We start from the raw sequence: 19011 nt of genomic DNA, 5'->3' as shown, positions 1-19011 counted from the left end.
CATGCGCGGTGGCTTTTGCTATTTTGCTGCTTCGGCTTTTTCTTCCAGCGACAGCCACTCTTCTTCAGCGGCGGCCAAGGCCTCTTGCCGTTCCACCAATGCGTCTGTGCCCTTTTGAAATTTCACGGGCGATTGGGTGAACAGGTCCGGCTGCGCGAGGAATTCCTCAAGCTTGGCGATTTCGGATTCCAGGCGCTCAATCTCTGAAGGCAGCGCCTCAAGGCGGTGCTTTTCTGTAAAGGACAAACCGCTTTGTTTGGGGGTCGGCGCTGCTTCCTTGGCGTCAGACTTCTTCGGCTTGCCTGAGGGCGATGCCGTGGTTTCGGCAACGTCGCGTTTTTGCGCCTGATAGTCGGACCAACCGCCTGCATAGACTGTCAGCCTGCCGCCCCCTTCGAACGCGATGGTTTGTGTTGCCACGCGGTCCAAGAAATCACGGTCGTGGCTGACCAGAAGGACTGTGCCAGAGTATTCGCCCAAGATGTCTTGCAATAGGTCAAGCGTCTCGACGTCGAAGTCGTTTGTTGGCTCGTCGAGGATCAAGAGATTGGACTCTTTCGCCATCAGCTTGGCAAGCAAAAGCCGTGCCTTCTCTCCGCCAGAGAGCGAGCGCACTGGCGCGCGGGCCTGCTGATCGTCGAACAGGAATTCTTTTAGATATCCAACCACGTGCTTGGGCGTCCCGCGCACCATGATCTGATCAGACCGCCCCGAGACAGCCAGCCCCTGCTCGGAGAGGAGCGCCTCCCAAAGGGTCATGTCGGGATCAAGAGTGGCACGGGTTTGATCAAACACCGCCACATCAAGGTTCGTGCCAAGCTTGACCGAGCCTGTATCCGGCTCAAGCTGGCCAACCAGCATCTTGAGCAGCGTGGTTTTACCGGCCCCATTCGGACCGACAAAGGCTACGCGGTCGCCGCGTTGAACCGTTAGGTCAAGATCCCGCACAACGGTCCGGTCGCCAAATGTCTTGGAGATACCGCGCGCCTCGATGACCTTTTTCCCGCTTTTCTGACCTGCCTCGAAGGACATCGCTGCGGTGCCTTGGCGTTTGATCTGGCTGGCACGTTCGGCCCGCAACGCCTGTAGCGCACGGACGCGTCCTTGATTCCGCTTACGTCTAGCGCTGATGCCTTCGACAGCCCAACGGGCTTCGGCCTTGATTTTGCGGTTGAGCTTGTGGCGCTGTTCGTCTTCCTCTTCCCACGTCTTGTCGCGCCACGCCTCAAAGGCTTCGAATCCCTTTTCCTGACGCCGCACATCGCCGCGGTCGATCCAAAGCGTTGCGCGCGTCAGGGCATTCAAAAAGGCACGGTCGTGGCTGATCAGGACATAAGCCGCGCGGGTCGATTTCAGTTGGTCCTCCAGCCAACCAATTGCCTCGATATCAAGGTGGTTGGTCGGCTCATCTAGCAACATTAACTCGGGCGCTTCAGCCATCAGCTTGGCCAACGCCGCGCGCCGTCTTTCTCCTCCGGACGCGGTGGCAATGGGGCGCTCAGGGTCAAATTTCAGCCCCTCCGCCGCCATTTCGACCTTATAGGCTTCGCTTGGGTCCAACCCGCTTTGCGCGAATTCGCCCAAGGTCATGAAGCCTTTCATGGACGGGTCCTGTTCCATGTAGCCGACCGAATGACCGGGTGGAACAACCCGCTCTCCGCTGTCGGCCTCGACCAACCCAGCCATCACTTTCATCAGCGTGGATTTGCCTGACCCATTGCGCCCAACCAAGGCAACACGGTCGCCTTGCTGTACAACAAGTGACAGGCCGTCAAATACTGGGTTCCCGCCAAAGGTGAGTGAGATTTCGGAAAGCTGAAGAAGTGGTGCGCGTGCCATGGTGCGGCGCTAAGGCTGTGTCAGGCGAAGGTCAAGCAAGTCAGCCAGCTACGGCCCGAAGCAAGCGTTTGCGCGCAGGCGGGATCGCCGCGATCTCAAGCCCTGTGAAGACGTGCAAAGTGTTCAAATCGCAGTCCACCACCGCATGGTCACTGACCCAGCCGCCCATGGACAGATAAGTCTTGAGCAATGGCGGCATGGTGGTCATGGCAGATTTTCGATCCGGCTTGCGCCGCAGACGTTCTGCAAATCGAAAGACCTGTGGTGCTTTGACCCTTGGCAGCCACCGCTTCGGCGCCAGGTGTCGGTCGGCCAGCACAGCAAAGGCGTCATGATACCGGGCGGCATCGGTGCCATGAAAGGATGAACAGCCAAACAGCATTTCGACGGCGTTTTCATCCACGTACCGGGTCATGGCGCCCCAGGCGACGCGCAAGACGTCTGGATCTGTGACGTCGGGATGGATACAGAAACGGCCCATTTCAACCATCGGAGCATCGAATGCCTCAAGCGCCGAAAGCTCATAATACTGGGCCGAATAACTGCGTCCGATCTCCCTGCCGCCGGACAGAGGCAGAAACCTGAAGCAGCATACAAGCCGGTCTTCACTCTCATCCGAGACCAGAACATGCTCGCAGGCCGGGTCGAATTCATCGGCATCAACGCCCTGTCCCCCGCGAAACACAAGGTGACGCAGGCTTTGTGCCGCCGCGAGATCATGGTGATCGCGGGCCATGCGCGCCTTATATCGCCCACGTATGAGTGTCCGCATGAACAAATCCTTCATGGCCACCGCGACTTCACGCCTGCGCGCGCTGACCGCAGCACCTCTTGGACCAAAGAGATGGGCGACTTACATCTACGTCAACCCCTTCGACGGGGAATGTGAGACCACAAGGACGGAAAACAGAACCATATGGACAAAGTTGTCAAATCAGACACCGAATGGCGCGCCCAACTCAGCGACTTGGCCTACAAAGTGACCCGCAAGCACGGGACGGAACGTGCCGGTACGCACGAGGATTTTCCAGGCGGTCCCGGTACATTTGCCTGTGTCTGTTGTGGAGCACCATTGTTTGACAAGAGCACCAAGTTTGACAGCGGTACCGGCTGGCCAAGCTTTTTTGCGCCAATGCCTGATGCACCGGTCGGCGAAAGCGTCGACAATAGTTGGTTCATGCGTAGGACCGAGGTGCATTGCGACCGGTGCGACGCACATCTGGGCCACGTCTTTCCCGATGGGCCACAGCCCACTGGTCTACGCTATTGCATCAACGGCGTTGCCTTGGAATTCCACAGCGACAATGACGAAAACGCTGACTGATCAGCCGTCTGAACCGCCCAAGAGACGTCCAGCATCAAATCGGCCGATATTGCCAAGAAGCTGGCGCAGGAAGGCAGTGTTTTGAACGCTGCTTTCCGTGACACGGCGTGACAGCGGGACAACACGGCCATCTTCGAGCGTAAAACGCTCGATGTTGGTCACGACCCCGTCGCCGTCAAAGCTGATTGCAACCAGTTGACGATCGATTACAGCGGGTTCGAGAACGCCAAACTGTCTGCGTTGGCTGGACAGGTAGTAATAGGCGCTGTCTGTCAGAACACCCGAAGTGGACGGACGGCCAATGACGTCTTCGACGGTCGCGCGCGTATCTGCACCGACGATGACCGACTCAAGCTCAGCATCCGTGGGCGCGTAGCCATGATTTCGGATCTGTGCGACACAGCCGGCCAAAGCAGCAGCAGCGGCCAGTATTGCGACTTTACGGGTTACTGTGCCTATCATGCCTGCTCTTCCACCAACGCGGGTCAATTGATCGCTGCCTTTTACTGACAATTGCGGCGATGTAACAGGACCTAAGCGATGTGATCAAGAAGAAGGCAAATGATGGGCACTGGCACGCAAATTGTTGAACTTGCCAAACTGCGCGGCGCAGGTCCGCACAGGTTTGAGATTACCATGACCGATGCCGAGCAAGATGCCGTGGCAGAAACTCTGGATTTGATATCTTTGCGCAAACTACGCGCTGCTGCTGAACTTTCCGGTCTGGGCAAACGCGATTGGAAGCTTGTGATGACATGGGGCGCGACGGTGGTGCAGACCTGTGTGATCACGACAGATCCGGTCACAACGCGTTTGGATCAGACCGACCAACGTGTTTATCTGGCAAACTTTCAGGTCCCGCAGGATGAAGAAGCCGAAATGCCGGAAGACGACACAACCGAAGGCCTGCCTGACACGCTGGATCTGCACGGCGTCTTGACGGAGATGATCGCCCTTGCCTTGCCTGAATACCCTCGGTCGGAAGGTGCCGCATTAGGACAATCCGTCTTTGCCGAACCGGGCATCGCCCCGATGACGGATGAGGACGCCAAACCCTTTGCTGGCTTGGCCGCGCTGCGCGATCAGCTGGGAACGAAGGGCGACGAATAAGCACTTGCCATCGGCAAATCTATGCGTATGTTGCGCCCCTCGTTTGCAGGGCTTTGTTTGTGCTTGTGTGTAGCGCCAACTTCACTATAAGCCGCGCAAACTTATCAGAAATTTGGCTCGCCGTAGTGGCTGGCCCCCGACCCGAGGTTGAGACATGGCTGTCCCACAGAATCGCGTGACCCGCGCCCGCCGCAACAATCGTCGTTCCCACGATAGCCTTGTTGCTGCAAATCCTAACGAATGCCCGAATTGCGGTGAGCTGAAGCGCCCACACCACGTCTGCGCGTCGTGCGGCCACTACAACGATCGTGAAGTCGTTGCCATGGCGGACGAAATCGATCTCGACGACGAAGACGCGGCCTAGAACACTCGTCTTTCAGGCCGGAGCTTAGGGAATGGCAGAGCCACGCGCCAATAAAGACTTAGCGTCTGCGCGGCCCGCTTCGGCTGACACCCAAAAAACGCATGTAATTTCCGTGGACGCCATGGGTGGCGACCACGGTCCTTCGACTGTTGTCAAAGGTCTGGCGCGCGCGGCCTACAAGAATGGCGACTTGCGCTTTGTGCTGCATGGGCCGGAAGACCAATTGGCACCGTTGGTAGCCAAGCGCAAAATCTCGGACATTACGACCATCGTGCACGCAGACGGCGTTGTCGCGATGAAGGACAAACCCAGCCATGTCATGCGCCATGGCAAGGGCACCTCGATGTGGTCCGCTATCGAATCCGTGCGGTCCGGTCAGGCGGACGTGGTGGTCAGCTGTGGCAACACCGGCGCGCTTATGGCGCTGTCCATGGTGCGCTTGCGCAAGTTGCCTGGCGTGAACCGCCCCGCTATCGCGATCATGTGGCCCTCGTATTCCAAAGCAGGCTTTAGCGTCATGCTGGACGTGGGGGCTGACATCCGCGCCGACGCCAAGGACCTGATGCAATATGCCTTGATGGGTGCTGCATATGCGCGCAATGGGCTTGGAATCGCGCGGCCCCGCGTCGGTGTGCTCAATGTCGGCACAGAAGAGCATAAAGGTCGCTCAGAGCTTCTTGAAGCCGTCCATCTCATCGAAGGACAGGCGCAGTCGGCAAATTTTGAGTCGCTGGGCTTCGTCGAAGGCGGACAAATTCCTTCGGGCAACGTCGATGTGATTGTGACAGACGGCTTCACCGGAAACATCGCCCTCAAGACTGGCGAAGGCACCGCTTCGTTCGTCTCTGACTCGCTTCGGTCTGCATTCAAACACTCCCCGCTCTCGCGGCTTGCCGCTTTGATGGCCTACACATCCCTACGACGTTTGAAACACCGTATCGATCCACGCCGCGTGAATGGTGGCGTGTTCCTTGGCCTCAACGGCACAGTGGTCAAATCGCACGGCGCGGCCGACCCGACCGGGATTGCAGCCGCCGTTAATCTGGCGCACCAATTGTCTCGGTCCGGCTTTCAAGACCGCCTAGCGGTCCGGGTTGCCGAAGCCGGTGGCTTTGCAAATGCAGGCCAAAGCGAAACAAAGGACACACACGATGGCGCTTAGAGCGGTTTTGGTTGGTTTTGGTCATGCCCTGCCCGAGCGCGTCGTGGAAAACGCTGATTTCGAAGCACCGATCGACATTCATGGAACGACGGTGTCGCTTGAAACGAACGATGCGTGGATCAAAAGCCGCACAGGAATTGAACGGCGGCACATCGCTGCCGAAGGTCAACATACTTCGGACCTTGCAACCGATGCCGCTCTTGCTGCTCTGAAGGACGCAGGTGTTGAGGCCGAGTCGATTGATGCAATCATCGTTGCGACGTCGACGCCTGATCTGACTTTTCCGTCAGCAGCGACAATGGTGCAAAACAAGCTAGGCATGACGGGCGGATTTGCCTTTGATATCCAAGCGGTTTGCGCAGGCTTTGCATTTGCAATGGCCAATGCAAACGCGCTTATTGTGTCGGGTCAAGTAAAGCGCGCCTTGGTGATCGGCGCGGAAACCTTCAGCCGAATTATGGATTGGACAGATCGCGGGACGTGTGTGCTCTTTGGCGACGGCGCCGGTGCCGTTGTTCTGGAGGCGCAAGACCAATCCGGAACCGCGTCGGACAGGGGTATCCTGGCGACCGAACTGAATTCGGACGGGCGCTATAAGGATATCCTCTACGTCGACGGTGGCGTATCCACGAACTCGACCGGTGCGCTGCGCATGCAAGGCAAAGAGGTCTTCCGCCACGCTGTCGAAAAGCTTGCCGGTTCGGCCAAAACCTCGCTTCAGGATGCGGGCCTGACGACTGACGATATCGACTGGATCGTCCCGCATCAGGCAAACCTGCGCATCCTCAAATCTACTGCCGATAAGCTGTCTGTTCCCATGGATCAGGTCGTCGTGACCGTTCAGGATCATGGCAACACCTCTGCCGCATCGATTCCCTTGGCCCTGTCCGTGGCACGCGCAGATGGACGACTGAAGGACGGGCAAGTGGTCGTTACCGGTGCAATTGGCGGCGGATTGGCCTGGGGTTCGGTTGTCTTCCGCCTTTAACACCTGCGTGCAACCCCCTGTTATTGACCCGGCCTTTTGCTGTGGCCTATGGTGTTGGGAATGATCCGGGGGGACCGATGACCGATAAAACTCTTACGCGCGCCGATCTCAGCGAAGCCGTCTTTCAAGAAGTGGGCCTATCGCGCAATGAATCCGCGCAGCTGGTCGAAAGCGTGTTGAACGAAATGTCCGATGCGCTCGTGCGCGGCGAACAGGTCAAGATCTCGTCCTTCGGCACCTTCTCGGTTCGCAGTAAAACGGCGCGCATGGGGCGCAATCCAAAGACCGGCGAAGAGGTTCCGATCTCGCCCCGGCGTGTGCTGACATTCCGGCCGTCCAACATGATGAAAGATCGCGTCGCGGCGGGCAATAAAGGCTAAGCTGACATGGCGAAGTCACGCGAAGCATTTCGCACCATCTCTGAGGTTGCCGATGCTCTCGGCACTCAGCCGCATGTTTTGCGCTTTTGGGAAAGCAAGTTCTCACAGATCAAACCGGTAAAGCGTGCCGGAGGACGTCGCTATTATCGACCTGCCGACATGGCCCTACTCGGCGGCATCAAACAGCTTTTGCACGAAGACGGGCTAACCATCAAAGGCGTGCAAAAAATCCTGCGCGAACGTGGCGTGAAATACGTCGCCGCCTTGGCAGAAGGTGCGCCGATGGAAGTCGACGCAGAGACCATCAAACCCGACGAAAACGTCGTGCCGCTGCGCAAATCCACCAACGACAAGGGCAAGGTCAAGACGCCCAAGCCAGAAACCGAAATAGATGAGGCGGAGATCGTGGCAGACGCCAAAGACGATCAGCTTGGCTTGTTCGATAGCGATCCTGAAACGCCAAAAGACGAACCGGTCGCAGCGCAGCAGCCGCCAGAAGATGCATCTGATGTTGCTCAATCCGATGCGAACATTCTACTTGAAATCAAAGAGCTATCGACAAAAGCTGCCGCACTGGATGATATCGAGATACCGCCTTTGCAGACCATTGCTGATCGCTTGAGCGCGCTTCGTGATCGCATGGCTTCCGACGCGCGTGGATAGGCCGATTCCGCCTTGCCCCCGCAGCGTTTTCAAGTATACGACACCCTCAGTCGGGCTATGGCGCAGCCTGGTAGCGCGTCCGTCTGGGGGACGGAAGGTCGCAGGTTCGAGTCCTGCTAGCCCGACCATCGCTACCTCTCCCAGCAAATGTAATTGCGACTTCTGATGACCGGTGTCCTACCCAGCCAACTGATCACTGCCATGGTGGATCGCGGTGAAATCGCGACAGACCGTCCTTTGGTCACAGGACAGGTCCAACCTGCCAGCCTCGACTTGCGATTGGGAACCGTAGCCTACCGCGTGCGGGCGTCGTTTCTGGCAGGACAAGGCAACACGGTTCAGGATCGTCTCGCTGATTTCGAGATGCACCGGATCGACCTCACCGATGGGGCCGTTCTTGAAAAGGGCTGTGTCTATGTGATCCCACTGATGGAACACCTCGCCCTACCCGCCGACGTACAGGCCGTGGCAAACGCCAAGAGTTCGACCGGACGATTGGACCTGCTGACACGCACGATCACTGACGGCGGCGAAGAATTTGACCGGATCAACAGTGGCTATCACGGGCCGCTTTACGCAGAAGTCTGCCCCAGATCGTTTTCCGTTCTGGTGCGTCCCGGCATGCGTTTGAACCAAATCCGGTTCCGCCAAGGGCAAGCCGTGCTGGATGATGATGCCTTGCGTGCATTGCATCACGACACGCCGCTGGTCTCTGGCACAGCGACCATTGCGGACGGCTTAGGGTTTTCCGTCGATCTGCGACCGGCGCAGGGCGATTTGGTTGGCTACCGGGCCAAGCCCCATACTGGCATCATTGATCTAGACCTGATCGGTCATTACGACCCGGCCGAATTCTGGGAAGACATTCGCACCACCGACGGGCGCATCATCCTCGATCCTGGCGCGTTTTACATTCTCGTCAGCCAAGAAGCCGTGACCATCCCGCCGATGTATGCCGCCGAAATGGCTCCTTACCTTGCCATGGTGGGCGAGTTCCGGGTCCATTACGCGGGTTTCTTTGATCCCGGTTTTGGCCACGATGCCGCCGGCGGGTCAGGCTCGCGCGGGGTGCTCGAAGTCCGCTGCCATGAGGCCCCTTTTGTTTTGGAACACGGGCAAATCGTCGGGCGCCTGGTCTACGAGGAAATGGCTGAACGGCCAGACACCTTATATGGGGCGGACCTAGCGTCAAATTATCAGGGCCAAGGCCTGAAACTGTCCAAGCACTTTCGCGCCTAACGGATAAAGGGCCCCTCACCTAAGTCCTCGGTTTCCTTTGCCTGAACGGTGCGCTCCATATGTGTCGACAGGACCATGTAGCTGCGGGTGCCTTGTACGCCTTCGATATCGTAGACCCGTGCAAGAAATCCCTCCAAGGCCTCGGGTGACGCGCAGCGCACCTTAAGAAGAACACAGGTGTCGCCAGTAACCGAATGCAGTTCTTCAACCTCTGGCAATTGGGTTAACGCCAGCATTGCACCGGTCTTTCCCCACCCTTTCGTGTCCACGTGCACAAAGGCCAACAAGGGCTTCCCAATCTTGTGACCATCTAGGACCGCGACAGTCGCTTTGATGGCCCCGCTGGCGCGCAACCGTTTCACACGCTCATGTACCGCCGGTGCAGAAAGCCCAACCTTATCACCGATAGCGGCCAGGCTTTGCGTCGCATCGCAGGACAGTTCGCTTAATATTTTTCGGTCAAACGCATCTATCCCCTCGCGCCCGCGGGCCGTCCGCCGAATGTCTTCTGTTTTTGTCTCTGTCATAGCATCACAGGCTTTCCTGAACCGTTTTTGCTGACTACGCCATGTGCAGAAGCCTGTCAGGGGAAAAATCAAAAGTGCAAAATCCCGTTCTGCTGCTCACATGCTCAATCGGTGTGATTGGTGCCAATTCCCTGTTGTTGTCGCCGATTGCGACGTCCGTAGCTGATAGCTTTGCCGGTGCGGCAGCCGCTGATGTTCTCATAGGTGTGTCTGCCTACGGGTTGGGCACAGCCAGTTCTGCACTTGCGCTCGCCCCCTTGTCAGACCGCCTTGGTGCAGACCGCGTGGTCGCAGCCGCGCTTATGTTGCTATCGCTGAGTTTGGGGCTGACCGCCGTGGCGCCTGCGCTGGTTGTTCTTTGGGTCGCTCAGGCGATGGCCGGTGTGGCGGCTGGAGCTGCGTTGCCTGGGATTTACACACTGGCAGCGACAGTTTCGCCGCCGGGACGCGAGCTGCAGACCATGGGTCGGGTGTTGACCGGTTGGACACTTTCTCTGGTGGCTGGCGTCACGCTGTCAGCAATTTTGACCGATCTTTTGGGTTGGCGCGCAGTTTTCGGAATGCTTGCTACCCTGTCATTGTGTTTGACGGTGACGGCGCATCGCACAGAGTTCGGAAACATTCAGCGCGGGCGGGCCACATCGCCATTGACTGCCTTGCACGTGACAGGCCTCGGCCGGGCGCTGTTATCGGCGTTTCTCACGATGCTGGCGTTTTATGGAACCTACACGTTCGTTGGAGTCCATTTGAACGACGCCTTCGGTCAGACCGCGTCTGCGGCCGGTCTGGTCGCGCTTGCCTACGGTGCCGGCTTTGGCTGTGCCGCTTGGGTTGACCCGCTTCTGGAACGGATCGGACAAAAGCCAGCCTCACTCAGAGTCTTCGCGGCTCTTGCGGCGGTGTATACAGCTCTCAGCTGGGTCAGTGGCGTCTACGCGGTGATTGTTGGCGTCGCATTTATTTGGGGGATCTTTAACCATCTTGGTTTGAACCTGATCGTCACGCGGCTCAGCGCGCTTGATCCTGAGCAACGCGGCGCAATTATGGGGCTGTATTCCTGTGTGACTTATGTGGCTGTCACACTCGCAGCGATCGGATTTGCACCGGTATATTCAGCGGGTGGATGGGCTGCCTGTACGGCAGCCTCAGCGTTTCTGGTGATCCTCATGGTCGTTGAGGTTGCACTGCCCAAAGCCCGTAGATTGCAGGCTTAAAGCTTACCAATCCGACGCCCCACCTTCATGGCCTGCTTCGTGTTCTTCTTGCGCTGTTTCATGGCCTGCATCTCAGCGCGGTCTTCTTCGCTGACGCCATGACCGCCTTGGCCGCCTTGGCCGCCATTCTGGCGGCGACGGCCTGCGCCTGTGGCCATGTCAAAACCTTTGTCGATGCCTTTGTTCAGCAGTTTACGCATCACCATGCGCATAACCATTTGCAAAATTCGGTCCATCAGTCTGCCTCATCCTCTGGGTCAATCACGGGTGGGTCTTCTGAATCGTCAGTATTGTCATCAAACATGGTGATTTGATGGTCATCTCCGGCCTCTTCCTCGGGCAGTTCAGAGCCCGGCGGCGGACGGTTATCCAACAGCCCGGCTGCGCGCAGTTCTTTCAGGCCGGGCAGGTCTCGCGCCGCTTCTAGTCCAAAATGGTCAAGGAAGGCCTCGGTTACAACAAATGTGACAGGACGACCCGGCGTCATACGGCGGCGTCCAAGTCTAATCCACTCTAACTCCAACAGCTGGTCAATTGTGCCCCGGCTGACGCTGACACCCCTTATTTCCTCGATCTCGGCACGTGTGACTGGCTGGTGGTAAGCGATGATCGCGAGAGTCTCGATCGCGGCGCGGGACAGTTTCCGCGTCTCAACGGTTTCCTTCTGCATCAGGAACCCAAGGTCAGACGCTGTCCGGAACGCCCAAGCGTCACCAACCTTAACAACCTGAACACCGCGACCCTCATACCGTTTGCGCAAATGCGCCAAGGCTTCAGCAGGGTCTGAGCCATGCGGCATCCGACCCGCAAGCTCTCGGATTGACACGGGCTCGGCGGTGGCAAAAAGGATCGCCTCGACCATGCGTTCCTGTTCGGCAATCGGCGGAGCCTCAAACAGGCTTTCGCGCGGCTCGGCTGCTTCGGTCATGCACGCGCTCCCTTTTGCCTGATTTGAATGGGGGCAAAGGTTTCTCCCTGGCGTAGTTCAACCTTGCCTTCCTTGGCCAGCTCCAGTGTCGCGGCAAACGTCGCCGCCGTGGCCGAGCGCCTGCGCGTAGGATCACCGGTCCAATCCTGAGGCAAAAATGACATCAGATCCGCCCATTCACCGGCATATCCGATCATGCCACGCAATCTGTCCAGTGCCTGTTCCATCGTCAAAACACTGTCGCGATCAAAGACAAACGGGCGGAATTCGTCCTTTGTCCTGATGCGCGCATAGGCTTGCATCAAATCAAGTATGGTGGCCGTGTAAGTTACCTTTCGCACGCGGGTCACATCCTCGGTGATGCCTCGTGCAAAGAAATCGCGGCCCAAACGGTCACGCGCCATCAAACGTGCAGACACGTCGCGCATCGCCTGCAAACGCTCGAGCTGAAAGGCAAGGTGCGCAGCCAGTTCCTCACCCGATGGTCCCTCTTCGGTCGGGTCAGGCGGCAAGAGAAGCCTTGATTTCAGGAACGCAAGCCAAGCGGCCATAACGAGGTAGTCTGCCGCCAGTTCTATCCGAAGTTGTTTGGCCTTCTCCACAAAGGCCAAGTATTGTTCAGCGAGGTTCAGAACGCTGATTTTGCGCAAGTCGACCTTTTGTGTGCGCGCAAGCGTCAACAACAGGTCAAGCGGACCCTCATAGCCGTCCACATCAACAATCAGCGCCTCTGCCGCAACGCGGTCGGCAACCGCCGTATCAAAAATGCTATCCGTCATGGCATCCCTGCTGCATCAACGCTGCAAGGTCGGCGGTGAGCGCCGCGATGTCAACGTCATCGGCATTGCGCCGATAGGTCAGCGCATGATCCGCACGGCGTTGACCGGCGTCGCTCAACGGGCCGATTGCTGTGGCAATGGCCACCATTTCCGCAAAATCGCCGTTACAATGCAGGATCAGGTCACACCCGGCTTGCGACGCAGCAAGCGACCGTTCAACCACATTGCCGGCCAAGGCATTCATCGAGATGTCATCGGTCATCAAAAGGCCGTCAAAGCCGATTTCGTCACGGATGATCTGATGCATGGTGCGGGACGTTGTGGCTGGGTGATCCGCGTCCAGCGCCGAAAACAGGACATGAGCGGTCATACCGAGTGGGAGATCAGCCAAGGCTCGAAATGCGGCGAAATCCGTTTCTACCAATTCATTCTCAGGCGTTGTGACTGTTGGAAGCTCATGGTGGCTATCCAATTGGGCGCGTCCGTGACCGGGAATGTGCTTTAAAACCGGAAGCACCCCGCCAGCCACCTGCCCCTCAGCAACAGCGCGGGCGGACAAGACAACATCGTCGACCGAGTAGCCGTAACAGCGGTTCTTAAGAACGGGGTGTGTTTCGTCGGTGGCAATATCCGCAAGCGGCGCACAGTTGCCATCGATACCGAGCGCTTGCAGCTCATCTGCAATCAAACGGCTGCGCAGGTACATGGCTGCCGCGCGATCGCTGGCACCTTCGGCCTGATCCAACGCAGGCAAATACTGCGTGCCCATGGGCGGGCCAAAGCGTTGAACGCGCCCGCCTTCTTGATCGATAAAGACCGGAGCATGCCACCCTACAGCATTGCGCATATCAGCGGTCAGCCGCCGCGTTTGTTCTGCCGTATCGATGTTGCGCGCAAACAGGATAAAGCCCCATGGCTGGGCATGCCTGTACAGCGTTACCTCCTCGGGTGTCAGAACCGTTCCCGAAGCTCCAAAGATGAATGCTCCCGACCGAGCCACGCGTTACTCGGCCTTAACGGGAATGCACAAAGCGTTCTGGGCGACCAATTGCGTGCAGAAGCGGCGCGCGTCAGGCAGACCGTCAAAGCCTTGAGCGCGAAGTCGATAGAATGTGCGTCCGCCCTTGGTCGCCTTCTGGATCACGCGCTTTTTGCCGACCATGAAGTCGCCAAATCGTGCGTTCAGGCGGTTCCATTCTCGCTCAGCCGCTTCGACACTGTCGAGTGCGCCCAGTTGCACAAGCCGTGTTCCTGCGGGAATTTCTGCAGCAACAAGATCGACAGACGTGCCTGCCACTGGCGCGGGCGACGTGTTCAGTGCCGCAGGACGCGCTTTGGGACGCAACGACCGGGTCAAGCCGGGTCCAAGATCAACAGCTGCAGGCGCAGCCGCTGCTTCTGTGACGACGTCTGGTGCGTCTTCAACAGGTTCCAATGGTTCAAAAGGTGTTGCGCCGCTCGCCAATTGATCAGCAAGCGCAAGGATATCCGTCGATCCAGCATCCTCTGACAAAGGTTCAACGGCGACAGCCATCTCATCGGTCGGTTCGGCCTCCACACTTGGCGCAACATCAACGCGAGGCGCCAATGTGAGTTGTGTTGTCGGCAAATCCTCGCTCGCCAATCCAATCGGTGAAGGGGCCAAACGAACAGAATCTCTCGGTGCTCCGGCCACGCCGGTTGCCGCCACCTCATTGACTGTCAATCCCTGGTGGTCTGCGGCCTTGCCGCCCGGCTCTTCTGGCTGGGTCCGCATTGGCCCGTCCAAGGCGACGACCACGGGTACGTCACTGACATCCCGGGCAAAGAGCTGGTAGCCCCAAACCAAGACGCCAATGATCAGACCGAGTGATATGACACCGCCCAGCACATTGATCAGTGTGCCCGCGCCAACTGCATAGGAATTTTGTTGGTACCCATCATTGGATACGCCGTGGAAGGAGGAATAATCCGCCTCTGCCATGTCGCCTCACTGCCCACACGCCACAGGTGGGCGCGCTACGGGTCTTGCTAAACTCTGCCTCGACCCGCCGCTTGCGCCTGTTTGGTCAGCGCATTTCGTCGACAGGTGTCACGCCAAGAATACCCAATCCCGCCGAAATAACAACGGAAACGGCCCGCGCGAGCGCAATTTTCGCCTGTGACTGTGGAATGTTGCCTTCATGCAAGAACCTGAGCGACGCGTCCTCGTTGCCACGGTTCCAAAGCGAATGGAACTCTGACGCCAGTTCGTAAAGGTAAAACGCGATCCGATGCGGTTCATTCGTACGCGCGGCTATTTCGACCAGACGCGGCCATTCGGCGATTTTCTTGGCGACGGCCAATTCCGCTTCGTGTGTCATGCCGGTCAGGTCCGCTGATGCCAGCGTGGCGTCATCAGTCTCAAATTCTGCCTTGCGCAGAACCGAATTCACCCGCGCATGGGCGTATTGCACGTAGAACACCGGATTGTCCTTGGATTGCTCAAGCACTTTGTCGAAATCAAAATCCAAGGGCGCGTCATTCTTGCGCGTCAGCATGTGGAAGCGGGTCACATCAGGCCCGACCTCTTCGATCAGGTCGCGCAGCATGACAAAAGTCCCTGCCCGCTTGGACATCTTGAACTCTTCGCCGTTTTTAAAGAGGCGTACGATTTGCGTCAGCTTGATATCCAGCGGCACGGTATCGTCGCTCAGAGCCTTGACCGCAGCCTTCATCCGTTTGACGTAACCGCCATGATCGGCCCCAAAGACGTCGATCAACATTTCGAACCCACGTTCGATCTTGTCGTTGTGATAGGCGATGTCCGGGGCAAAGTAGGTCCATGCACCGTCCGACTTTTTGATGGGCCGATCAACATCGTCGCCAAAATCCGTCGACTTGAACAGTGTTTGCTCCCGCGCTTCCCAGTCCTCGGGCAGCTTACCCTTGGGCGGTTCAAGCGTGCCGGTATAGATCAGGCCCTTGTTTTCAAGCTTTTGCAGGCAGGCTTCGATCTTGCCCGTGGGATAGAGCGACTTCTCAGAGAAAAAGACGTCCATCTTGATCCCCAGAAGCGCGAGGTCTTCCCGGATCAAGTCCATCATGGCGTCGGTTGCAAAATTGCGGATCGGCTCCAGCCAGACATCTTCGGGCTGGTCCACATAATCTGCTCCGACCGAGTCCTTCAGCTGTTGGCCGACCGGGACAAGGTAGTCGCCCGGATAGGTGCCGTCTGCGAAGGCGACCTCCTGCCCGTGCGCTTCGAGGTAACGCAGGTATACCGACCGCGCGAGCGTATCGATCTGGCTACCGCCGTCATTGATGACGTATTCGCGCGTGACCTCGTATCCGGCATAATCCAGCAGCGACGACAGCGCGTCGCCAAACACGGCCCCACGCGTGTGCCCGACATGCAATGGTCCTGTTGGGTTGGCAGACACATATTCCACATTCACGCGGGTGCCCTGCCCAAGGTTCGATTTTCCGAAAGCGGTTCCCGTGCTCAGCACTGTCGACACCACGGACTGCCACACAGACCCATCCAGACGCAGATTCAGAAAACCCGGCCCCGCAACCTCGGCACTGGCAATCCGGTCATCTGCCGTCAGGCGCGCAGCCAATGCCTCGGCAATGTCGCGTGGTTTTTGCTTGGCAGGTTTTGCCAAAACCATGGCTGCATTGGTTGCCATGTCGCCATGTGCGGCATCGCGCGGCGGCTCGACAGCGACATTGTCAAAGCTCAGCCCCTCAGGCAGATCGCCTGAGGCAACCAGGTCAGTCAAAGCGTCGATCACCAGGATGCGGATATCGGCAAAAAGGTTCATGCGTGCCTCTTTCATCGGTTGCGCGCGTCTTATGCGCGTGCGGCAGCCGCTGCAAGGTCACGCTAGCCCAACAGTCGCGCGTGTTCCTGCATGGCAAATCGGTCGGTCATTCCGGCAATGTAATCGGCAACAAGCCGCGCCAACGCATCCTCGCCCTGGGCCGCTTCAACTTCTGCGCGCCATTCTGGTGGCAGGTGTTCGGGCGATCTCATGAAGACCGGGAACAAATCGTTCACAATTGCGGTGACTTCTGCGCGCTTATCCATGACGGACGGAGCGCGATACATGCGTGTGAAAAGAAAGTGGCGCAGCACCTTCAATTCTGCCCAGAGGTCATCCGAAAAACGGATCACGGGCCGACCCAGATCACGGATATCTTGGGCAGACTGGGCCTTTGAGGCCGCAAGCAAGCCCGCTGATGTTTCAAGGAGATCGCGGACCATCACCGCAAAAACACGGCGAAGTGCCTCATGGGTGCGGCGGCTTGTTTCCAAACCGGGGTAACGCGCATCAACGTCTTCCAGACACGGCCCCACAATCGGAAGCTCTGCGATGTCGTCCAGGGTAAATAGCCCTGCGCGCAACCCATCATGCAGATCGTGGTTATTGTAGGCGATATCATCCGACAGCGCCGCCACCTGCGCTTCGCCGCTGGCATGGGTGTGCAATTCAAGATCGTGTCGCGCGTCATATTCGGCCAGCGCAAAGGGCAATTCACCGGTCACCGGACCGTTATGCTTGGCGATGCCTTCGAGGCTCTCCCACGTCAGGTTCAATCCGTCCCATTCCGCATAGTGACGCTCAAGAGAGGTGACGATACGCAAGGTCTGAGCGTTGTGGTCAAACCCGCCGTAAGGCTGCATGAGCATGTCCAAGGCATCTTCGCCTGTATGACCAAACGGCGTGTGCCCCAGATCATGTGCCAAGGCGACTGCTTCGGTCAGCTCGGTGTTCAACCCAAGATCCTGCGCGATCGTCCGGCCAACCTGCGCGACCTCGATGGAATGCGTCAGACGCGTACGATAATAATCGCCTTCATCCTCAACAAAGACCTGCGTCTTGTGCTTGAGCCTGCGAAAGGCGCTAGAGTGAATGATCCGATCTCGGTCTCGTTGAAAACAGGATCGGTGGCCTGCGCCGTCTTCTTTATACAATCGACCGCGCGACTGATCAGGATCAGCCGCGTAGGACGATACACGCGGGGATGCCATCTGCCACTGGCCCTCTCTTGTGCCTCGTTGCAGGTGTCATATATTCATTCCTGAGAAACGGAAATGCTGGACGGCCATCAATGTTGACGCTCCCTCCAAAAGTCACTGAACGCGCCTTTGAACGGCTCGCCGAGATCGGTGCATCCGAACAGGGAAAGGCACTTCGCGTGGCCGTAGAAGGCGGCGGTTGTTCCGGGTTTCAGTACCAGATCGACCTGGACGCGCCCGCGGATGACGACATGGTTTTGGAAGGCTCAGGCGAAAAGGTCGTTATCGACAGTGTTTCCCTGCCATTTCTCGCAGACGCGACAATTGACTTTACCGATGAACTCATCGGGGCGCGTTTTGTCATTGAAAACCCGAACGCATCGTCCAGTTGCGGCTGCGGAACGTCTTTCTCAATGTAAGCACCATCGAACATGGTACTTCGCAGGCGGCCCTCAGGCCGCCTTTTCTTTTTCTACTGCAACATTATCGGCTGCGTCGTTGGCGTCTGTTTCGTCGGACACAGTGTCTTCATCCTTACCCGGTGCAGGCAAAGCCAGCGCTTCGTCCGGGAATTGCTCGGGTGTCTCAAAGGCAATCTGGCCGCTGGCCGGGTCAAACGTCACTTTCGGTTTGACTGGCAATGCGTCGATGGCCTCGTTCAGTTCAGAGACAAGCCTGTCGAAGGTCTCTCTTTGAGTTTCAGACTTAACGGGCGTGGTAGTCTTGGTGCCGAATAGAAATCGCAGCATATGTCAGGCTCCCTTCGGGTTTCACTGTAAGCTGAGCGGTCTATGGCATGGAGTCTTGCGCAAGGTGTTGGTGCATCTGCGGGTATTTTTCCCCGACGCCCGCACAAAATGCGGGCAAAAATCGGTATTCGGCCTTTCTGACCGGCAACAGGCGCGATCAAAAACGGCAAAAGATTCTAAATATATTTTTCTTTTTTCGAGCCAGCGCCGGTCTTTGTGAGCGCTTCCTACCGTTTTGCAACATTTTCACACAGTCGCCCGACAGCCACTTCACTTGCAAATCACGCCAAAATTGCACGCATGTCCACCCAGCGCACAGCACCACACAGTTTTGCACAGGTCAGACCGGCAAAGGCGCTTCGACACCGAATTCAAGGGAATGGTTCCGTCAATTGACGCACATTTTTATGTGAATGGGCTGTGCCTTCACAACTCGGGGGTGGGCTCCCAACTCTTCATCATCGGACGGCGGCACCGACCACCGCCACAGTGTTCCGAAAGAAACTCAACCCGCCCCACCGACCAAATTCGGGGCACATGACTAAAGGAAAGAACCCATGTTCAAGCATTTCGCAATCGCCGCTACCGCCATCGCTCTGACCGCAGGCGCAGCATCCGCCAACAACTCGCTGGGCATCCTGGAAGACATCGATGACCGCGCCTCGTTCGTGAACATCGACCAGGTCCGCACCACCGGTGAAGGCTTTGTCCAGATCGAAAGCCTGAGCGGTGACGTGCTGGGTATGGCCTCGGTGAATGCC

Annotated in this window: 23 protein-coding genes and 1 tRNA gene; 12 read left to right on the top strand and 12 right to left on the bottom strand. The window is 57.8% G+C overall.

Going from position 1 to position 19011, the window contains the following annotated elements:
* Window positions 1-18 precede the first annotated feature (18 nt).
* Together FE702_RS03585 and FE702_RS03580 are read right to left on the bottom strand one after the other, a co-directional pair.
* Window positions 19-1839 carry an ABC-F family ATP-binding cassette domain-containing protein gene (locus FE702_RS03585; protein WP_147124903.1) on the bottom strand — a complete coding sequence of 607 codons (1821 nt, stop codon included), beginning with the start codon at window positions 1837-1839 and terminating at the stop codon, window positions 19-21.
* A gap of 40 nt (window positions 1840-1879) precedes the next feature.
* A complete protein-coding gene (locus FE702_RS03580; protein WP_147124901.1) occupies window positions 1880-2611 on the bottom strand; it encodes a GNAT family N-acetyltransferase in 732 nt (243 codons plus the stop codon).
* Window positions 2612-2755: 144 nt separating this feature from the next.
* On the opposite strand from FE702_RS03580, the gene msrB reads away from it, so the two are divergent.
* Window positions 2756-3163, top strand: a complete 408-nt coding sequence (msrB, locus tag FE702_RS03575; RefSeq protein WP_147124899.1) for a peptide-methionine (R)-S-oxide reductase MsrB — start codon at window positions 2756-2758, stop codon at window positions 3161-3163.
* On the opposite strand, the gene FE702_RS03570 is transcribed toward msrB, so the two are convergent.
* A complete protein-coding gene (locus FE702_RS03570) occupies window positions 3164-3625 on the bottom strand; it encodes an outer membrane protein assembly factor BamE (protein WP_147124898.1) in 462 nt (153 codons plus the stop codon).
* A 99-nt stretch (window positions 3626-3724) separates the two neighbouring features.
* On the opposite strand from FE702_RS03570, the gene FE702_RS03565 reads away from it, so the two are divergent.
* The 8 genes from FE702_RS03565 (at window position 3725) to FE702_RS03530 (ending at window position 9069) form a co-directional block, all read left to right on the top strand.
* On the top strand, window positions 3725-4273 hold the full coding sequence (locus tag FE702_RS03565) for a YceD family protein (RefSeq protein WP_255449575.1): 549 nt from the start codon (window positions 3725-3727) through the stop codon (window positions 4271-4273).
* A gap of 154 nt (window positions 4274-4427) precedes the next feature.
* Complete coding sequence (gene rpmF, locus FE702_RS03560) at window positions 4428-4637, top strand: 50S ribosomal protein L32 (protein WP_147124896.1); 210 nt, start codon at window positions 4428-4430, stop codon at window positions 4635-4637.
* Between the two features lie 31 nt (window positions 4638-4668).
* Window positions 4669-5799, top strand: a complete 1131-nt coding sequence (gene plsX, locus FE702_RS03555; RefSeq protein WP_147124894.1) for a phosphate acyltransferase PlsX — start codon at window positions 4669-4671, stop codon at window positions 5797-5799.
* Window positions 5789-6787 carry a beta-ketoacyl-ACP synthase III gene (locus FE702_RS03550; RefSeq protein ID WP_147124892.1) on the top strand — a complete coding sequence of 333 codons (999 nt, stop codon included), beginning with the start codon at window positions 5789-5791 and terminating at the stop codon, window positions 6785-6787. The genes plsX and FE702_RS03550 overlap by 11 nt, the downstream gene beginning before the upstream one ends.
* A 77-nt stretch (window positions 6788-6864) precedes the next feature.
* Entirely contained in the window at window positions 6865-7167 is a 303-nt protein-coding gene (gene ihfA, locus FE702_RS03545) for an integration host factor subunit alpha (RefSeq protein WP_147124891.1), read from the top strand.
* Between the two features lie 6 nt (window positions 7168-7173).
* The gene (locus FE702_RS03540; RefSeq protein ID WP_147124889.1) at window positions 7174-7830 is read left to right on the top strand and encodes a MerR family transcriptional regulator; all 657 of its coding nucleotides are present in this window, start codon (window positions 7174-7176) and stop codon (window positions 7828-7830) included.
* 51 nt (window positions 7831-7881) lie between these two features.
* A tRNA-Pro gene (locus FE702_RS03535) sits at window positions 7882-7958 on the top strand.
* Between the two features lie 37 nt (window positions 7959-7995).
* Window positions 7996-9069, top strand: coding sequence for a 2'-deoxycytidine 5'-triphosphate deaminase (locus FE702_RS03530; RefSeq protein WP_147124888.1), 1074 nt, complete (start codon window positions 7996-7998; stop codon window positions 9067-9069).
* Here FE702_RS03530 and FE702_RS03525 read toward each other — a convergent pair.
* Entirely contained in the window at window positions 9066-9596 is a 531-nt protein-coding gene (locus FE702_RS03525) for an Lrp/AsnC family transcriptional regulator (protein WP_147124886.1), read from the bottom strand. The two genes, FE702_RS03530 and FE702_RS03525, sit on opposite strands and share 4 nt — an antisense overlap.
* A gap of 74 nt (window positions 9597-9670) precedes the next feature.
* Between FE702_RS03525 and FE702_RS03520 the strand changes: the two genes are divergently transcribed.
* Window positions 9671-10810 (top strand): MFS transporter, encoded by a 1140-nt coding sequence (locus FE702_RS03520; protein ID WP_186826974.1) that lies wholly within the window; start codon window positions 9671-9673, stop codon window positions 10808-10810.
* Here the strand turns inward: FE702_RS03520 and FE702_RS03515 are convergent.
* From FE702_RS03515 to FE702_RS03485, 7 genes are all read right to left on the bottom strand, one after another.
* Window positions 10807-11010, bottom strand: a complete 204-nt coding sequence (locus FE702_RS03515; RefSeq protein ID WP_186826973.1) for a hypothetical protein — start codon at window positions 11008-11010, stop codon at window positions 10807-10809. The genes FE702_RS03520 and FE702_RS03515 overlap by 4 nt on opposite strands.
* 35 nt (window positions 11011-11045) lie before the next feature.
* Window positions 11046-11738, bottom strand: a complete 693-nt coding sequence (gene scpB, locus FE702_RS03510) for an SMC-Scp complex subunit ScpB (RefSeq protein WP_147124880.1) — start codon at window positions 11736-11738, stop codon at window positions 11046-11048.
* Complete coding sequence (locus FE702_RS03505) at window positions 11735-12517, bottom strand: segregation and condensation protein A (protein ID WP_147124878.1); 783 nt, start codon at window positions 12515-12517, stop codon at window positions 11735-11737. Before FE702_RS03505 ends, scpB begins: the two co-directional genes overlap by 4 nt.
* On the bottom strand, window positions 12507-13517 hold the full coding sequence (locus FE702_RS03500) for a glycoside hydrolase family 3 N-terminal domain-containing protein (RefSeq protein ID WP_147124877.1): 1011 nt from the start codon (window positions 13515-13517) through the stop codon (window positions 12507-12509). The genes FE702_RS03505 and FE702_RS03500 overlap by 11 nt, the downstream gene beginning before the upstream one ends.
* A gap of 3 nt (window positions 13518-13520) precedes the next feature.
* Window positions 13521-14480, bottom strand: coding sequence for an SPOR domain-containing protein (locus FE702_RS03495; RefSeq protein WP_147124875.1), 960 nt, complete (start codon window positions 14478-14480; stop codon window positions 13521-13523).
* 85 nt (window positions 14481-14565) lie between these two features.
* Window positions 14566-16302, bottom strand: coding sequence for an arginine--tRNA ligase (gene argS / locus FE702_RS03490; RefSeq protein WP_147124873.1), 1737 nt, complete (start codon window positions 16300-16302; stop codon window positions 14566-14568).
* Window positions 16303-16364: 62 nt separating this feature from the next.
* Window positions 16365-17513: a deoxyguanosinetriphosphate triphosphohydrolase gene (locus tag FE702_RS03485; protein WP_147124870.1), complete on the bottom strand. Its 1149-nt coding sequence runs from the start codon at window positions 17511-17513 to the stop codon at window positions 16365-16367.
* A gap of 80 nt (window positions 17514-17593) precedes the next feature.
* Here FE702_RS03485 and FE702_RS03480 point away from each other — a divergent pair, with 80 nt between their 5' ends.
* Window positions 17594-17920 (top strand): HesB/IscA family protein, encoded by a 327-nt coding sequence (locus tag FE702_RS03480; protein ID WP_147124868.1) that lies wholly within the window; start codon window positions 17594-17596, stop codon window positions 17918-17920.
* Window positions 17921-17953: 33 nt separating this feature from the next.
* On the opposite strand, the gene FE702_RS03475 is transcribed toward FE702_RS03480, so the two are convergent.
* On the bottom strand, window positions 17954-18250 hold the full coding sequence (locus FE702_RS03475; protein WP_147124866.1) for a hypothetical protein: 297 nt from the start codon (window positions 18248-18250) through the stop codon (window positions 17954-17956).
* Between the two features lie 557 nt (window positions 18251-18807).
* Between FE702_RS03475 and FE702_RS03470 the strand changes: the two genes are divergently transcribed.
* A partial coding sequence (locus FE702_RS03470) for a hypothetical protein (RefSeq protein WP_147124864.1) occupies window positions 18808-19011 on the top strand: 204 nt, incomplete at its 3' end.

This window comes from Shimia ponticola (genome assembly GCF_007995215.1).
In the GTDB taxonomy this organism is placed as follows: Bacteria; Pseudomonadota; Alphaproteobacteria; order Rhodobacterales; family Rhodobacteraceae; genus Shimia_B; species Shimia_B ponticola.
The sequence above is the reverse complement of the archived record's forward strand: the minus strand, read 5'-3'. Positions and strand labels throughout refer to the sequence as shown.

Excerpts from the sequence above, each read along its gene's own strand:
- FE702_RS03585 (WP_147124903.1), bottom strand. The coding sequence starts at position 1,839 with ATGGCACGCGCACCACTTCTTCAGCTTTCCGAAATCTCACTCACCTTT.
- FE702_RS03580 (WP_147124901.1), bottom strand. The coding sequence starts at position 2,611 with ATGCGGACACTCATACGTGGGCGATATAAGGCGCGCATGGCCCGCGAT.
- msrB (WP_147124899.1), top strand. The coding sequence starts at position 2,756 with ATGGACAAAGTTGTCAAATCAGACACCGAATGGCGCGCCCAACTCAGC.
- FE702_RS03570 (WP_147124898.1), bottom strand. The coding sequence starts at position 3,625 with ATGATAGGCACAGTAACCCGTAAAGTCGCAATACTGGCCGCTGCTGCT.
- FE702_RS03565 (WP_255449575.1), top strand. The coding sequence starts at position 3,725 with ATGATGGGCACTGGCACGCAAATTGTTGAACTTGCCAAACTGCGCGGC.
- rpmF (WP_147124896.1), top strand. The coding sequence starts at position 4,428 with ATGGCTGTCCCACAGAATCGCGTGACCCGCGCCCGCCGCAACAATCGT.
- plsX (WP_147124894.1), top strand. The coding sequence starts at position 4,669 with ATGGCAGAGCCACGCGCCAATAAAGACTTAGCGTCTGCGCGGCCCGCT.
- FE702_RS03550 (WP_147124892.1), top strand. The coding sequence starts at position 5,789 with ATGGCGCTTAGAGCGGTTTTGGTTGGTTTTGGTCATGCCCTGCCCGAG.
- ihfA (WP_147124891.1), top strand. The coding sequence starts at position 6,865 with ATGACCGATAAAACTCTTACGCGCGCCGATCTCAGCGAAGCCGTCTTT.
- FE702_RS03540 (WP_147124889.1), top strand. The coding sequence starts at position 7,174 with ATGGCGAAGTCACGCGAAGCATTTCGCACCATCTCTGAGGTTGCCGAT.
- FE702_RS03530 (WP_147124888.1), top strand. The coding sequence starts at position 7,996 with ATGACCGGTGTCCTACCCAGCCAACTGATCACTGCCATGGTGGATCGC.
- FE702_RS03525 (WP_147124886.1), bottom strand. The coding sequence starts at position 9,596 with ATGACAGAGACAAAAACAGAAGACATTCGGCGGACGGCCCGCGGGCGC.
- FE702_RS03515 (WP_186826973.1), bottom strand. The coding sequence starts at position 11,010 with ATGCGTAAACTGCTGAACAAAGGCATCGACAAAGGTTTTGACATGGCC.
- scpB (WP_147124880.1), bottom strand. The coding sequence starts at position 11,738 with ATGACCGAAGCAGCCGAGCCGCGCGAAAGCCTGTTTGAGGCTCCGCCG.
- FE702_RS03505 (WP_147124878.1), bottom strand. The coding sequence starts at position 12,517 with ATGACGGATAGCATTTTTGATACGGCGGTTGCCGACCGCGTTGCGGCA.
- FE702_RS03495 (WP_147124875.1), bottom strand. The coding sequence starts at position 14,480 with ATGGCAGAGGCGGATTATTCCTCCTTCCACGGCGTATCCAATGATGGG.
- argS (WP_147124873.1), bottom strand. The coding sequence starts at position 16,302 with ATGAACCTTTTTGCCGATATCCGCATCCTGGTGATCGACGCTTTGACT.
- FE702_RS03485 (WP_147124870.1), bottom strand. The coding sequence starts at position 17,513 with ATGGCATCCCCGCGTGTATCGTCCTACGCGGCTGATCCTGATCAGTCG.
- FE702_RS03480 (WP_147124868.1), top strand. The coding sequence starts at position 17,594 with ATGTTGACGCTCCCTCCAAAAGTCACTGAACGCGCCTTTGAACGGCTC.
- FE702_RS03475 (WP_147124866.1), bottom strand. The coding sequence starts at position 18,250 with ATGCTGCGATTTCTATTCGGCACCAAGACTACCACGCCCGTTAAGTCT.